This window comes from Dietzia sp. WMMA184, assembly GCF_002441635.1.
GTDB classification, from domain to species: Bacteria; Actinomycetota; Actinomycetes; order Mycobacteriales; family Mycobacteriaceae; genus Dietzia; species Dietzia kunjamensis.
Window position 1 is genome coordinate 3,119,126 of sequence record NZ_NXEI01000001.1, and the last position, 14,528, is coordinate 3,133,653.

At 70.5% G+C, this 14,528-nt stretch carries 15 protein-coding genes; 12 read left to right on the forward strand and 3 right to left on the reverse strand.

Annotated elements, in window-relative coordinates:
• Nucleotides 1-52 precede the first annotated feature (52 nt).
• The 10 genes from CK206_RS14355 to CK206_RS14400 all read left to right on the forward strand — a co-directional run bounded on the left by CK206_RS14355 (nucleotide 53) and on the right by CK206_RS14400 (nucleotide 10,249).
• Nucleotides 53-1,696 (forward strand): uroporphyrinogen-III synthase, encoded by a 1,644-nt coding sequence (locus tag CK206_RS14355; RefSeq protein WP_096906789.1) that lies wholly within the window; start codon nucleotides 53-55, stop codon nucleotides 1,694-1,696.
• Between the two features lie 150 nt (nucleotides 1,697-1,846).
• On the forward strand, nucleotides 1,847-2,887 hold the full coding sequence (gene hemB / locus CK206_RS14360) for a porphobilinogen synthase (RefSeq protein ID WP_096907479.1): 1,041 nt from the start codon (nucleotides 1,847-1,849) through the stop codon (nucleotides 2,885-2,887).
• Nucleotides 2,884-3,558 carry a hypothetical protein gene (locus CK206_RS14365; RefSeq protein WP_096907480.1) on the forward strand — a complete coding sequence of 225 codons (675 nt, stop codon included), beginning with the start codon at nucleotides 2,884-2,886 and terminating at the stop codon, nucleotides 3,556-3,558. Before hemB ends, CK206_RS14365 begins: the two co-directional genes overlap by 4 nt.
• Nucleotides 3,545-4,066 carry a hypothetical protein gene (locus tag CK206_RS14370; RefSeq protein ID WP_096906790.1) on the forward strand — a complete coding sequence of 174 codons (522 nt, stop codon included), beginning with the start codon at nucleotides 3,545-3,547 and terminating at the stop codon, nucleotides 4,064-4,066. The genes CK206_RS14365 and CK206_RS14370 overlap by 14 nt, the downstream gene beginning before the upstream one ends.
• On the forward strand, nucleotides 4,063-4,305 hold the full coding sequence (locus CK206_RS14375; RefSeq protein WP_096906791.1) for a hypothetical protein: 243 nt from the start codon (nucleotides 4,063-4,065) through the stop codon (nucleotides 4,303-4,305). Before CK206_RS14370 ends, CK206_RS14375 begins: the two co-directional genes overlap by 4 nt.
• A gap of 252 nt (nucleotides 4,306-4,557) precedes the next feature.
• Complete coding sequence (locus CK206_RS14380) at nucleotides 4,558-6,480, forward strand: alpha/beta fold hydrolase (protein WP_254050600.1); 1,923 nt, start codon at nucleotides 4,558-4,560, stop codon at nucleotides 6,478-6,480.
• Between the two features lie 84 nt (nucleotides 6,481-6,564).
• Entirely contained in the window at nucleotides 6,565-7,875 is a 1,311-nt protein-coding gene (hemL, locus tag CK206_RS14385) for a glutamate-1-semialdehyde 2,1-aminomutase (RefSeq protein ID WP_096907481.1), read from the forward strand.
• 284 nt (nucleotides 7,876-8,159) lie between these two features.
• Nucleotides 8,160-8,780 (forward strand): histidine phosphatase family protein, encoded by a 621-nt coding sequence (locus tag CK206_RS14390; RefSeq protein WP_159148825.1) that lies wholly within the window; start codon nucleotides 8,160-8,162, stop codon nucleotides 8,778-8,780.
• 3 nt (nucleotides 8,781-8,783) lie between these two features.
• The gene (locus CK206_RS14395) at nucleotides 8,784-9,392 is read left to right on the forward strand and encodes a TlpA disulfide reductase family protein (protein ID WP_096906794.1); all 609 of its coding nucleotides are present in this window, start codon (nucleotides 8,784-8,786) and stop codon (nucleotides 9,390-9,392) included.
• Complete coding sequence (locus CK206_RS14400; protein ID WP_096906795.1) at nucleotides 9,389-10,249, forward strand: cytochrome c biogenesis CcdA family protein; 861 nt, start codon at nucleotides 9,389-9,391, stop codon at nucleotides 10,247-10,249. The genes CK206_RS14395 and CK206_RS14400 overlap by 4 nt, the downstream gene beginning before the upstream one ends.
• 20 nt (nucleotides 10,250-10,269) lie before the next feature.
• Here the strand turns inward: CK206_RS14400 and CK206_RS14405 are convergent, their stop codons facing one another.
• A complete protein-coding gene (locus CK206_RS14405; RefSeq protein WP_096907482.1) occupies nucleotides 10,270-11,634 on the reverse strand; it encodes an HNH endonuclease signature motif containing protein in 1,365 nt (454 codons plus the stop codon).
• A gap of 507 nt (nucleotides 11,635-12,141) precedes the next feature.
• Here CK206_RS14405 and CK206_RS14410 point away from each other — a divergent pair.
• Entirely contained in the window at nucleotides 12,142-12,390 is a 249-nt protein-coding gene (locus CK206_RS14410; RefSeq protein WP_143337739.1) for a hypothetical protein, read from the forward strand.
• 92 nt (nucleotides 12,391-12,482) lie between these two features.
• On the opposite strand, the gene CK206_RS19640 is transcribed toward CK206_RS14410, so the two are convergent.
• Complete coding sequence (locus tag CK206_RS19640) at nucleotides 12,483-12,668, reverse strand: hypothetical protein (protein WP_143337740.1); 186 nt, start codon at nucleotides 12,666-12,668, stop codon at nucleotides 12,483-12,485.
• Between the two features lie 14 nt (nucleotides 12,669-12,682).
• A complete protein-coding gene (locus tag CK206_RS14415; protein ID WP_096906797.1) occupies nucleotides 12,683-13,648 on the reverse strand; it encodes a WXG100 family type VII secretion target in 966 nt (321 codons plus the stop codon).
• A gap of 285 nt (nucleotides 13,649-13,933) precedes the next feature.
• Here CK206_RS14415 and CK206_RS14420 point away from each other — a divergent pair, with 285 nt between their 5' ends.
• Nucleotides 13,934-14,503: a DUF3558 family protein gene (locus CK206_RS14420; RefSeq protein ID WP_159981153.1), complete on the forward strand. Its 570-nt coding sequence runs from the start codon at nucleotides 13,934-13,936 to the stop codon at nucleotides 14,501-14,503.
• Nucleotides 14,504-14,528 lie beyond the last annotated feature (25 nt).

Here is a 14,528-nt window from a genome sequence, read left to right on the forward strand (position 1 = left end):
CCCATCTCGCGCGCAGCCAGCGCGCGGCACCCACCCCACGGAGAGACGAACAATGACTCGAGCACGCACCACCCGCCCCGGAACCGTCCGCTTCGTCGGCGGCGGTCCAGGCAACGCGGGGATGCTCACCTGCCGGGCCCAAGAGGTCCTCACCGGCAACCCGCTGGTGTTCGCCGACGCCGACGTCTCGTCCGACGTGCTGGCGCTGGTCGCTACCGAGGTCCCGGTGCCGCAGGAACTGCTCGACGCGCGCCGGGCCGAGATGGACGCCGCCGTGGCCGCCGAGGACAAGGCCGAGATCAAGCGTCTCAAGGCCCTGCCCGCGCCCACCGCCGCCGACGTCCGCCCCGTGCTCGGTGAGCCCGCCGCCGTGGCCAAGCAGCTCGTCGCCGAGGCCAAGAAGGGCCGCGACGTGGTCCGTCTCGTCACCGGCGACCCCATGACCACCGACGCCACCGTCACCGAGATCGCCGCCGTCGGCCGCACCGTCGTGCCGTTCGAGGTCGTCCCCGGCGTCGCCGAGGCCACCGCCGTGCCCGCCTTCGCCGGCATCGCGCTCGGCTCCGGCTACGTGTTCGCCGACGGCCGCGGCAAGGTCGACTGGGCCGCCCTCGTCGGCTCGCCCGGCCCGATCGTCCTGCGCACCACCGGCCGGCACCTCGCCGAGGCCGCCTCCAGCCTCGCCGAGCAGGGCCTCGCCGCCGGCACCCCGGTGACCGTCACCTGCTCCGGTTCGCTCTGTGCCCAGAAGTCCGCCGACGGTACCCTGGCCACCATGGCCGAGGTCGGTCGCGACATGGACGGGGACCTGGTGGTCACCATCGGCAAGTCCGCCGGTGAGCGTCACCGCCACCAGTGGTGGGAGTCGCGCGCCATGTTCGGCTGGAACGTGCTCGTGCCCCGCACCAAGGCGCAGTCCGCCGAGATGAGCGACCGCATCGCCGAGCACGGCGCCGTGCCCGTCGAGGTGCCCACCATCGCCGTCGAGCCGCCCCGCAGCCCCGCCCAGATGGAGCGCGCCGTCAAGGGCCTCGTCGACGGCCGCTACCAGTGGGTCGTGTTCACCTCCTCCAACGCCGTGCGCGCCGTGTGGGAGAAGTTCGTCGAGTTCGGCCTCGACGCCCGCGCCTTCTCCGGCGTGAAGATCGCCTGCGTCGGCGAGGGCACCGCCGCCCGCGTCCGCGAACTGGGCATCCAGCCCGAGCTGCTGCCCAGTGGCGAGCAGTCCAGCCTCGGCCTGCTCGAGGTGTTCCCGCCGTACGACGACGTGCTCGACCCCGTCAACCGGGTCCTGCTGCCGCGCGCCGACATCGCCACCGAGACCCTCGCCGAGGGTCTCACGGGCCGCGGCTGGGAGATCGAGGACGTCACCGCGTACCGCACCGTCCGCGCCGCCCCGCCGGCCGCCGAGATCCGCGAGATGATCAAGACCGGCGGGTTCGACGCCGTGTGCTTCACCAGCTCGTCCACCGTCCGCAACCTGGTCGGCATCGCCGGTAAGCCGCACGCACGCACGCTCATCGCCTGCATCGGGCCGCGCACCGCGGAGACCGCCGCCGAGTTCGGCCTGCGCGTGGACGTCCAGCCCGAGAACGCGTCCGTGCTCGACCTGGTCGATGCCCTCGCCGCGCACGCCGACCACCTGCGCGCGGCCGGCGAACTGCCGCCCCCGCGCCGCCGCGCCCGGCGCCGCTGAGCCGCAGCCCCGCCGCCCGCACCGCCTGCCCCGCCCGGCCGACCAGCCGCGCGGGGCAGGCGCGTGTTCAGGGGTCGACGAGCCCGCGTCCCGGCGCAGCGCGGGTGAGCGCCGCGCCCGACCACCGGCGACTTTCGTACAGTGGGGGTCGTGACGACACCGCCAGACGAGACCACGTCCGTTCCCGCGCCGCTGGTGCGCCCGCGTCGACTCCGCTCGACGCCGGCCATGCGCAGGCTCGTCGCCGAGACCACGCTCGCCCCGCGACAGCTGGTGCTCCCCGCGTTCGTGGCCGACGGGATCGACGCCCCGCGCGACATCTCGTCGCTGCCCGGGGTCGTCCAGCACACCGTCGACTCGCTGAGGCGCGAGGCCGTCGCCGCCGCCGAGGCGGGACTGGGCGGCATCATGCTGTTCGGCGTGCCCCTCGACGCGGACAAGGACGCCACGGGCAGCTGCGGCGCCGACCCCGACGGCATCCTGAACCGCGCGCTGTCCGCCGTCCGCGCCGAGGTCGGCGACGACCTCGTGATCATGGCCGACACCTGCCTCGACGAGTTCACCGACCACGGCCACTGCGGTGTGCTCGGCATCGACCCGCGCGGCGAGCAGATCGTCGACAACGACGCCACGCTCGCCGCCTACAACGACCTCGCCGTCGCCCAGGCCGCCGCCGGAGCCCACGTCGTGGGGCCCAGCGGGATGATGGACGGCCAGATCGCCGCCATCCGCGAAGCCCTGGACCGCGAGGGCTATCAGGACGTCGCGGTGTTGGCCTACAGCGCCAAGTACGCCAGCGCCTTCTACGGCCCGTTCCGCGAGGCCGTCGGCTCGTCCCTGCGCGGCGACCGGCGCACCTACCAGCAGGACCCGGCCAACCTGCGCGAGTCGCTGCGCGAGGTGCAGCTCGACCTCGAGGAGGGCGCCGACATGGTGATGGTCAAGCCCGCCATGTCCTACCTCGACGTCCTGCGCCAGACCGCCGAGATCTCTGACGTGCCGGTGGCCGCCTACCAGGTCTCCGGCGAGTACGCGATGATCTCCGCCGCCGCCGAGCGAGGCTGGATCGACCACGACCCGGCCGTCATGGAATCGCTGACCTCCATCCGCCGCGCGGGCGCGGACATCGTCCTGACCTACTGGGCCCTGCACGCCGCGCGCCTCCTCGCCGACGGGTGGGGGTCCCGGTGACCCGCGGCAGCGGGCCGTGGCGCCCACCCGCGCGGACCGGACCGGGCCCCGAGGGGTCGGGTGACACCACGAGCGGGAACCGCCCCGGCGACAGCCCTGCGCCCGGCGACCCGCACGTCGACGCACCCGCCGAGCCACCCGCCGAGCCGGCCGGTCCGCCGCCGGAGGAGATCCACACCGCGTGGGTGCTGTGGCTGGCCGCCGCCGCGTTCGGACTGCTCGGGATGCTGATCAACTCCGCGACCGCCAGCTTCGGGGACCTGCCCACCGCCACCCGGGACGCCTTCCGCGACGCGGTCGCCAACACCGGGTCCACTGACGTCTCCGTCGAGAGCATGTTCTCCATCGCTCTGGCGGCCGGGGCGGTGCTGGCGCTCATCGTCGCCGCCGTCACCGTGTGGCTGGCCTTCCGGTTGCGAGCGGGCAAGGGGTGGGCCCGCACGATGCTCGACATCGTCGCCATCTTCCTCGTCGTCGACGCCGTGTCCGTGGTGATCGGTGTGTTCGGCGGAGTCGCGACCGCGGGGGAGCGGGGAGACGTCATCAGCTTCGTCGTCATCGCCCTCCAGATCCTCGCGGGACTGTGCGCCGCAGCCGCCGTGTGGCGCCAGCACAAGGCCGAGGCCATCCAGTACACGACCCCGGGAGGCGGCGCGCGTGCCGGCAAGTGAACCCATCGCCGCCCGGCCGGGAATCGAACCCGAGGGGCCGATCCTGTACGCCGAGGACGGCTGGAGCTGGGCCTGGATCCTCGCGGCGCCCGCGTTCTGCGCCGCTGCCGGAGGGTTCGAGCTCGCCACCGGCGCCCCGGTGCACTGGCTGATGCTCACCGTCTGCGCGATCGCGACCGCCCTCTGCCACGGCGTGATGATCGCCGCCACCCGCGTCCACGGTCGCGTCCGCCTGACCCCCGACGTGTACCTCCAGGGCACCGAGGAGCTCGAACTGCGCCGGATCGAGGAGGTGCTGCCCCTCACCGCCGCCGACGATTCCGAGGCCTCGTGGGAGACGGCCCGACTGCTCGGCGAGCTGCGGGAGATGCCCCGCCGCCGGGCGGCCGTGGGTCTGCGACTCGACACCGGGGGCGAGGTCCGCGCCTGGTCCCGTAACCCCGCGGCCCTGCACGGCGCCCTGGCCGGCGCTGTCGCCGGTCTCCCGCGCGAGCCGGGACCCGAGTGAACTCGCGTCGCCTCGGCGTGGCCGCGGTCGCCTGCGCTGTACTCGCCGTGGTGCTGTGGTGGTTCGCCAGGGACATCGTGACGGGCGCGCCGCCGGTCATCGACCCGCCCGTCGAGGGCAGCATCGAACGCATCCACACCGATCCCCGGCTGCTCCTGGCCGCGACCGTCCTGGCGGGGTTGACGATGGTCCTGACCACCCTCGCAGTCCTCCGGCGCGCCCCCCGGGTCGGATCCTGACAGATCTACTTCTGCCAGGGCTTTTCCGGGCGACGCGGACGTCGCGGTAACGATCGGATGACGGTTTTCTGAGTGTGCCCGGTCGGGTGTGTCGTGGCGTCGGCCACAGGCTACATTTGGGGCGGTTCGGACGCATGTGACGCTCGTAAAAATGAGTGGTCGGTGCGTCCGATTCGCCGGAGTAACGCCTACAGCACAGGGAAACGGGGATCGGTGCAGCCTTCCAGCACTTTCGTTGGCACCACCGCGGTCGTGGGAGCGATCGCACTTCTGGGATCGGGAGTGGCCTCGGCCGCCCAGGTCGAATGGCAGGACTGTACCGAGATGCTCGGCATCGAGGCCGAGTACGTCCCCGCCGGTCTCGAGTGCGGAACCGTCGAGGTCCCCGTGGACTACACCGCGCCCGACGCCGCCAAGACCCAGATCGCGCTCACCCGCATCAAGGCCTCGTCCGGCCAGGCGCGCTCCACCGTGTTCGGCAACCCCGGCGGGCCCGGCAACTACGCCCTGAACTTCTGGAGCCCGGCCCTCGACGGCGCCAACCCGGCCGGCCTGTACGAGAACCACGACCTCGTGGCCGTCCAGCCCCGCGGGCTGTACGGCTCCAATCCCATGGTCTGCAACGTGGACTACGTGGGCCCGAACACGGTCAACCCGCTCCACGACGCGTGCTACGGGACCGACCCCGAGTACATGAAGTCCATGACCACCGAGAACGCCGCCCGCGACATGAACGCGGTCCGTGAGGCGCTCGAGCTCGCAGAGGTCGACTACGTGGGCGTGTCCTACGGCACCGCGATCGGCACCGACTTCGCCACGCTGTTCCCCGAGGCCACCGGCCGCATGGTGCTGGACTCCAACACCCACCCCGACTGGCGCTGGAACACGCAGGCGGAGCAGGGTGCGCTCGCCCAGGAGCAGCGGGTCAACGACATCTTCGCCTGGATCGCCGAGCGCGACGACTACTACGGCCTCGGGGACACCCCGCTGAAGGTCTTCCACTCCTGGAAGTGGGTCACCGACCAGGAGGTGGGCGGTCCCGCCAACCTCACCCCGCCGCCGGCACAGACCGGCGACCTGCCCGTCGAGCTCCGCGGCAGCGCCGTCGAGAAGCCCGCGCTCGACGTGATCAACGGGACCGCCCCCGCCCGCGCCCGCGTCGAGGGTTTCGCCCGCGCCGCCGCGCTGCAGGGGCTGACGAACAACGCCACCACCGGGCTCTACGACGCCACGGTCGGCGCCACCTACTCCGAGCAGGCCTGGCCGATGCTCGCCCACATCCTCAAGTACTACAACGACGGCGGCACCATCGCGCGCGCCGACTACGAGACCGTGGGCCTGATCCTGGCCGCGCAGGAGAACCGCTCGCCGGTGTACCGCACCGACATCGAGATGAACTCGATCATCACCTGCAACGAGACCGCTGCCCCGGCCGACCAGCTGGGTGTCATCGCGGCCAAGGCCGACAAGTACACCGGCGGCAACCGCCTCACCGCCCGCGCCGCCGTCGAGGCAGCCGGCGACGACTGCGTGGGCTGGCAGCCGGTCGCCAAGACCATCAGCCCCAACGGTGACGCCCTCGACGAGAAGCCGCTGGTGCTGCACTCCGAGGACGACGCCATCACCCCCATCGCCGGCGCGCACCGCGTGGCCGAGGCCATGGGTGGCGCACTGGTCACCGTCGGTGGCGGCGACCACGGCACCTTCCGCATGGGCAACGAGGCCGTCGACAAGCTCGTGATGGAGTTCCTGGAGACCGGGATCGCCGAGCCGGGCCACGTCGCGGGCAAGCCGTCGCCGGAGCCCCTGCCGAAGTGGGGCCAGGCCGAGCGCACTGCCGCCGCCCAGCAGGGCATGTCCGCTCCCGTCGACGGTGCTGACGACTGGTACGGCACCCACCGCGACGCCGGCACCGGCGACGTGAACGCCGCCGGCACCGGTTCCGTCGGGGCCCCGGCGGTCGGCTCCGTCGCCGCGCCGACGCCCGCCTCGGGGTCCGTCGCCGCACCGACGCCCGCACCCGTACCGCTGCCCACGCCGCAGGAGCTGCAGCAGCAGGCCGAGACGGCCGTCGCCGACGCGGAGAAGGCCGTGCACGACTTCGCCGGACAGGTCGACGCCGCCGCGAAGTCGCTGTTCGCCCCCCTCGCCCCGCCGGCCTCGCCGCAGGGCTGAGACCGCGAGGGGGTGCTCGCGGCCGGACTTTGAGACACTGGTCCGGTGACCTCTTCGAGTGATGCCTTCAAGACCCCGTCCGGCATGTCCGGCACCACCCGATCGGCCGAGCTCTTCGCCGAGGCCTGCGAGCTGATCCCCGGCGGAGTCAACTCCCCGGTCCGCGCCTTCAACTCCGTCGGCGGAACCCCGCGTTTCATGCGTGAAGCGCGGGGTTCCCGCATGACGGACGTCGACGGCAACACCTACATCGACCTCGTCTGCTCGTGGGGCCCCATGATCCACGGGCACGCCCACCCCGGGATCGTCGACGCCGTCCGCGACGCCGCCACCCGCGGACTGAGCTTCGGCACCCCGACCGAGGGGGAGGTCGACCTCGCCCGCGAGATCGTCGCCCGCACCTCCGTCGACGAGGTGCGCCTGGTCAACTCCGGCACCGAGGCCACCATGAGCGCCGTGCGCCTGGCCCGCGGATTCACCGGCCGCTCCAAGATCGTCAAGTTCTCCGGGTGCTACCACGGACACGTCGACGCACTGCTCGCCGACGCCGGGTCGGGCCTGGCCACGTTCGCGCTGCCGGACTCGCCCGGCGTCACCGGCGCGACCGCCCACGACACGATCGTGCTGCCGTACAACGACATCGACGCCGTCAGGGTGGCCTTCGCCAACCACGGCGACGAGATCGCCTGCGTGATCACTGAGGCCGCCGCCGGCAACATGGGCACCGTCCCGCCGCTGCCCGGCTTCAACGAAGAACTGCGCACCCTGTGCTCCGACAACGGGGCACTGCTCGTGATGGACGAGGTCATGACCGGATTCCGTGCCGGGGACCGCGGCTGGTGGGGGATCGACGGTGTCGCCGGCGACCTGACCACATTCGGCAAGGTCATGTCCGGAGGGCTGCCCGCCGCCGCGTTCGGTGGCCGCGCCGACGTCATGGCCGCCCTCGCCCCCGCCGGCCCCGTCTACCAGGCCGGCACCCTGTCCGGGAACCCCGTCGCCGTGGCGGCGGGCCTGACGTCCCTGCGACTGGCCGACCACGCCTGCTACTACACGCTGCAGACCAACGCGGACCGGCTCGAGGCGCTGATCAGCAACGCTCTGCAGGCCGCGGGTGTCGCGCACACCATCCAGCGGGCGGGCACCATGCTCAGCGTGTTCTTCTCCGAGGACCAGGTCACCGACTACGCCGGGGCCAAAGCCGCCGAGACCTTCCGCTACGCGCCGTTCTTCAACACGCTGCTCGACCGCGGCATCTACGCTCCGCCCAGCGCGTTCGAGACCTGGTTCGTCTCCACCGCGCTCACCGACGACGACTTCCAGCACATCTCCGACGCGCTGCCGGTGGCCGCGGAAGCTGCCGCCGCGGCGTCCGCCCCGGAGACGGGCCGATGAGCAGCAGCGGACGAGGACTGCGCGGGCGGCTCGCCGTCCCGTCGACGGGACCCACCTCACTGCCGATCCCCCTCCGGGGAGATCATCCCTCCCCCGCCGTGGCGCCGCCGTCGCTGGGCGGGTCCGGGGCCACCGCGACCCCGGCTGAGCCTCCCCTCGAGTCGCAGCCGGAGGGGTCCGCGGCCTACGGGGCCGAGCCGGGGACGATCGCCGCTCCGGGACAGCCGGTCTCGTCGTCGTCGACCCCTCGTGACACCTCGGCTCGCGCCGGCGAGACGCAGACGATCGTGCACCTGGTGCGTCACGGTGAGGTCCACAATCCCGAGGGCATCCTCTACGGGCGACTGCCCGAGTTCCGACTGTCCGAGCTGGGACGGAGCCAGGCCGAGACCGTCGGCCGAGTGCTGGGGCAGGGGCACGACATCGTGTCGATCGTCGCCTCGCCGCTGCAGCGTGCACAGGAGACCGCGGCCCCCCTCGCCGAGGCCCTGGGACTCCCGGTGGGGATCGACGCCGACATCATCGAAGCCGACAACCGCTTCGAGGGGCGCAAGGTGGGCGGCCCCGGCGGCGCCCTGCGCGACCCGCAGTACTGGCCGATCCTGCTCAACCCGATGCGGCCGTCGTGGGGTGAGCCCTACCTGCAGATCGCGCACCGCATGATCGGCGCCGTGTACTCCACCCTCGACACCGCCCGCGGGCACGAAGCCGTGCTGGTGAGCCACCAGCTGCCGGTCTACACCACACGCCGCTTCCTCGAGGGGCGGCGCCTGTGGCACGACCCGCGCAAGCGGCAGTGCTCGCTGGCCTCGATCACCTCGCTGGTGTTCGAGGGCACGACACTGCGCGACATCGTCTATTCGGAACCGGCGGGGGCGTCCGACCCGTCGCAGACTGGAGCCTGAATCATGCGCAAGCCCAAGGCCGCCCTCGGCGCGTTGCTGTTGACCGGCGCCCTCGTCGGCGGCTGTGCGACCGGCGACGACGCCGTGGTGGTGGGCCCGGAGACGTTCGAGTTCGTCAGCCCCGACGGGCAAATCGAGATCCACTACGACCCCCCGGCCGAGCGCAAGCCCGTCGCGACGCTCACCGGTCCCGACCTGCTCGACCCGGACCGCACACTCACCGTGCAGGAGGACTTCGCCGGCGAGGTGGTGATCCTCAACCTGTGGGGCCAGTGGTGTGGACCGTGCCGGGCCGAGTCCGACGACCTGCAGCGCCTACAGGAGGAATTCGAGCCCCAGGGTGCCACCGTGTTCGGCATCAACCTGCGCGACCCCAACCGGCAGAAGCCGGTGGACTTCGTCAAGGACAACGGCATCACGTTCCCCTCGATCTGGGATCCCAGTAACGCCGCGGTCGCCGCGCTGCGGGGCTTCCCAACGTCCGTGGTGCCGGCGACGATCATCCTCGACAAGCAGCACCGGGTGGCCGCCGTGTACCTGGCCGAGATCACCGACGACGAGCTGCGCGAGACCGTGAGCGAGATCCTCGCCGAGGAGGTCGACCAGACGTGAATCCGGAGACGATCCTGCTCGCCCAGAGTGTGGGGGAGACGTTTCAGCAGACCGTCGCCAGTGGCCCGATCCTGCTGGCTTTGGGCGCGTGCATCCTGGCAGGACTCGTGTCGTTCGCCTCGCCGTGCGTCATCCCGCTGGTGCCCGGTTATCTGGCGTACCTCGCCAGCGTCGTGGGCGCCGAACGTCCGCCGGCTACCGCTGCCGCCGCCGAACGCCAGCGGGCCGCCACCGCCACGTTGACGATGGAGGAGCGCCGCACCCGACGGTCCTCGCGCGCCCGTGTGGTGGGCGCGTCGCTGCTGTTCGTTGGCGGATTCACCGTGGTCTTCGTGATGCTCAGCGCCATGGTGCTGGGCACCGTGCAGTACCTGGCACCCCAGCAAGAGCTGCTGCAGCGTCTCGGGGGCGTGGTGACGATCCTCATGGGGCTCGTCTTCATCGGCCTCGTCCCCACCCTGCAGCGGGACACCCGCATGCAACCCAAGTCGCTGTCCACATGGATCGGCGCCCCGATGCTCGGCGCCGTGTTCGCCCTGGGCTGGACCCCGTGTCTGGGGCCGACCCTGGCTGCCGCGCTCTCGGTCGCCGCGGCCACCGGGGTCGACGCGGCGCGCGGAGTGCTGCTGATCGTGGCTTACTGCCTCGGTCTGGGTCTGCCTTTCGTCGTCGTGGCGTTCGGTTCCACCTGGGCGATGCGGACCGTCGGCTGGCTGCAGAAGCACACCCGGACCATCCAGGTGTTCGGCGGAGTCATGCTCATCATCGTGGGTCTGCTGCTGCTGTCCGGCGGGTGGGCGCTGTTCATCGACTGGCTGCGCGACTTCGCCATCTCGGACACCACGCTGCCCATCTGACCCACCCACGCCGGGCGTCATCACGCCGCCTCCCGGACTGCGTCGTGGCGTCGAGTGATCGCGGCGTCGAGGTCGTGGAGGAGCGCGAACGGAAGTATCGGCGCTTCGAGTGGTGACGGTGGTGGTGGTCCGGGTTTGGGCCGTGGCGGGTCGGCCGCGCGGGGGGTTCCAGCGGGTGGGATCCACCTGACGCCCTGGGGCGCGCGCGGGTCGGGGATGGTGGACCAGCCGGTGTCGTGGATCATCGCGTGGCAGTCGCCGCTGGCCAGGGCGAGTTCGTCGATATTGGTGAGGCCTCCGGCGGCCCAGGGTCTGCCCGCGTGGTGGGCTTCGCAGTGTCGGGCGTCCTGGTCGCAGTCGGGGTGTGTGCAGCCTCCGTACGCGGCGAACAGGGCCAGGCGTTGGTAGCGAGAGGCGGTGCGGCGACTGCGGAACAGTCGCAGGTCGATCTCCTTGTCGCACAGGGCCAGGAACCAGTGGTTGCCGCGGGCCATGGCCAGCGCCTGGGGCACGGGAACGCGGATCCCGCCGTCGGTCTCGCCGCAGCCGGCGAGCGTGGCCAGCTGGTCGAGGTCCACGCGGACCACGATCGCCGCCGGTGCCCCGGTCTTGGCGGCATCTGCGGACAGGGCCAGTTGAAGGGCGTGGACCATCGCGTCGTGCATGCGTTGACCGTCGGTGCGGGTGTCCTTCTCCTCGGGGTCGGGCCACAGGCGGCCGGGCTGGCCCCAGCGGGCGTGGACTTCGCGCATCAGCGCGGCCAGTTGCGGGTCCATGGTCATGGCCGCGCGGGCCATCAGGTCCAGTCCCTGGCCGCCGCACGTGACTGAGCGGCGGCGGGCTCGCTCTGCTGCGCCGCGCTCGGTGCGTCCCGGATCCACCGCATCCAGGAGCCGCTGCGCGTGTTCCTGGAGGCGGCGGGTCGTGCACTGGTCGGCGGCCAGGGCGATCAGCTGCGCTTCCAGGTGTGCGCGTACCTCGTCGTCGTAGTCGTCGGGCAGGGCTGCCAGGGCGGTGTTAATGATCTTGAGGTGTCCGGCGGACAGGGTGCCCTCGGCAGTGGCGCGCATGCGGGCGGAGTCGGCGATGGCGGAGTCGTCGAGTCGGCCGCGCGCTTCCCCGGGGGCCAGGCCCAGGCCGCCGGTGAGCATCTGTCGCTCGTTGACGAATCCCATCTGCCGCGCGGTACGCGAGGTGCGGGCGGTGGCCATGACGCGGGCCTGGGACGCGCGGATGCGGCGTTGGGCCTGTTCGAGGGCGACCAGTTCGGCGTGCAGTTCGGCCGGTGACACCTCCGCCCAGTCGCGCTCGAGGTGGGCATCGAGCGCGGACAGCACGGCGGTCAGCTCACTGCTGGCCGTGGCTCGCATCCCGGTGTCGCTCATGTGTTCGATTAGATCACCTGGGTACGACACGAACGCGTCGTCCCAGTTCACGTCGGCGAAAGGAGAACGCCGGCGCCGCCATCGCCGAGTGCTCGCGGACTACTCGCCCGATTGCGCCTGGGCTCAGCTGGCCTTGCGGGGGACTGCGCGAACTGGTTTCTGCAAGAGGCCTCCGACCATGATGACGGTGTCAATACTGATCACATCAACGTAGCCGCGGAGCGAGTGAGAGTGATCGGTGTGCTGGCGACAGTGCTCGTCGTTGTGTCCGGGTGCGGCGAGCCCGGAGGAGACGCTGACCGGGCGCCGGGGCCGGCTCCCACATCCGCCACTTCGTCGTCGCCGGTTGCGACCACGGCCGAATTGACCGTTTCGGAGGAGATCGCAACACCGACCTCCACACCGCTCTACGAGACACCCCACAGTCCTGCTGCGCCGACCCCGGCGATCGTGGCCGAGGGTGCTGAGTGCGGGCCCCGCGGTGCGTTGGCCGTCTTCGCTGACGGCGTGACCGCCTACTGCGCCCGTTTGCAGTACACCGACGGTGCCGCGTGGTCGCGTGACCCGCAGTTGGCGCCGAATCCGGCAGTCGAGGAGGCGATGCGGCAGGCGGGGCCACGCCTCGGTGCGCAGTGCATGGGAGCGGATATCGGCCGCAGGGCGGTCGACGCCAGTGGCGTTGCGATCCTGTGCGACAACTACGTGTGGCGTCAGGATGTCGGACAGGAACCGCGGCATCCCTGGGTTGACGACTAGGTTCGGTGGATGGAGTGCCTCGAGCAATCGACCGAAGAGGAATGCAGAGATCTTCTCGACGAGTGATCCGAGCCTGCGCCGCTGACCTCCAATCAGGCAAAGAACTCGCCCCAGATGATCACTCCGCCGATAACCGCCAGACTTCCGAAAATTCGAACGAGGACCGAGGGGTCGTTATCTACTATTAGGCGGATGTTGTGTGTGAATGCAGCCCAGGTTGGCGGTCTTAGCCAGATCCAGCGAATTTTGTGGTCATCGGCAGGTTTGTCGTCGTCCATTCGGTTCCTCCTAGTTACGGGGTGAAGTAACGGTCGAACACCGCACTTCCCCCCTTCTTTCCCAAGTAGCTGCCGACAGCTGCGCCGACGCCAGCGCCGAGGATCGCGCCAAGTGGGCCGACAGCACCGCCCGTCATGGCCCCGAGCGCCGCACCGCTTGTGGCGCCACCGGCGAGAGCGCTTACTGTCTCCAGTGACGCTTCAGTAGCCGAGGTTTCGCCCCTTGCGTATCCCTCGACGCCGTCGTAGATGGTGACGGCTGCGCCGGCAGGGCCGGCCGCTCTGCCGAGGCCGCGTAGGACGCCAGCCCACGCCTTTCCGGGGGCGTCCGCAACAGGGTTGAGCTTGTGTTTTCCACGAGTTTCGGGGTCCAGCTCGTCGGCCGCTATGGGGAACCCGTAGCCGGCCGCGCCGGTCACGGCGTCGACTGCGCCAAACCAACCGTTTCGTGACCCTCCCGGTATCGGTCGCCGGTCGACTTCTGGCGGGATCGCATCGTGGATCCGGGTGGCCACGAGGTCGATTTCGCGACCGTAGTGCTCGTCGAGCGACTGCACGGTGTCCAGGGCCATGCGGATCGTTTCGGCACGGGCGTTGACGGTGTCCTGGGTGATGTCGTCGCGGCCTGGTGCGGGGCCGACGGAGTCTTGGCCGACGACCAGTCCGGCACTGACGGCGTCCCGGACTCGGTCGCGTACCGATTGGACTGCGGGTTGCAGGGCTGCTTCGGCTCGGGACAGGGCGTCGGTGAGGTCTTCGAGTCCGTCTACGAGCTTGGTGACGTGCGACTTCTCGGTGTCGGCGGCGTCGATGACCGCGTCTGCGGCGACGCCGGACCAGCCCTCGGAAAGCGTGTCCCGCCCGTCGGCCAAGGATGTCCGTAACCCTTCTGCAGTGGCACGACGGGTGGCAATGGCGTCCCCGGCGGCGGTCAGCGCGGTGGTGTCCCAACGACTGATCAGCCCGATCGTGTAACTCACGCCTCGCCCTTTCTGCAGCTTGTCCGTCACCAGATACGACGTCGCGAGCCCACCGTCCGGTTCCGCACCCGGCACAGAAATCTCTGGGCCCGGCACTGTGATGACCCACCCGTCGGCTGGCGACGACTGCGATGATCTCTGATCGTGAGCGCCTACCGACCTGACGACGCCCCTTCCGACCTGCGGCGACGCGATTTGGCGCCGCGAACCTCAGGTCGGGGGAACCGTTCGGCGGCTCGGCCCGTCGTACAGGTTGTGGGGAAAAGTAGAGCTTTCGTAGCCGCGGTGGTGGCCGCCGGTGTGGTGGTGTCCGGGTGCGCGTCGGCTGACCGGGGAGAAGAGACGTCGACGACGACGAGCCCAGCCGCTGCCGGGGAGCCGGGCAATCCCTGGGATCTGCCGATCGAGCAGAGGCCTGCCCTGTTCGATCCCTGTGCCGAGATCCCGATCGAAGCTATCGAAGAGGGGGTTGGCTCGCCTGTGCGGCAGGACGAGCAGTTGCGAATTAATCAGCCCGGAGACTTGCTTGCCTGCGGTTGGAAGAACGACGAAGTCATTTTCGGAGTGCTTTCGACGTGGAAGTCGCGAAGCGATTATCTGCGAGACCAATCATTTGTTTCAAGTGAGTCCGAAATTCGAGGTCGCCCGAGTTTAAGACTGGTTAGCAAATCAGACATGGGCGAAAACGGCTGCCAGCGGACTCTATTTACGCACAAGGGCACACTCTTTGTGAGCGTAGACCTTATACATGGTCTATCCGCGTACAAGGGAAACAACTTCGCGGACCCATGCGCCGCCCTGGATGAATCGATCCTCGCGGTAATGCCGTACCTGCCACAAGGAGACTTCAAATGATGGTTCACCTTGACCCGGGCGTCGC

Coding starts and splice junctions, on each gene's coding strand:
- CK206_RS19640 (WP_143337740.1), bottom strand. CDS start 12,668: ATGGACGACGACAAACCTGCCGATGACCACAAAATTCGCTGGATCTGG.
- hemL (WP_096907481.1), top strand. CDS start 6,565: ATGTCCGGCACCACCCGATCGGCCGAGCTCTTCGCCGAGGCCTGCGAG.
- CK206_RS14395 (WP_096906794.1), top strand. CDS start 8,784: ATGCGCAAGCCCAAGGCCGCCCTCGGCGCGTTGCTGTTGACCGGCGCC.
- CK206_RS14405 (WP_096907482.1), bottom strand. CDS start 11,634: ATGAGCGACACCGGGATGCGAGCCACGGCCAGCAGTGAGCTGACCGCC.
- CK206_RS14355 (WP_096906789.1), top strand. CDS start 53: ATGACTCGAGCACGCACCACCCGCCCCGGAACCGTCCGCTTCGTCGGC.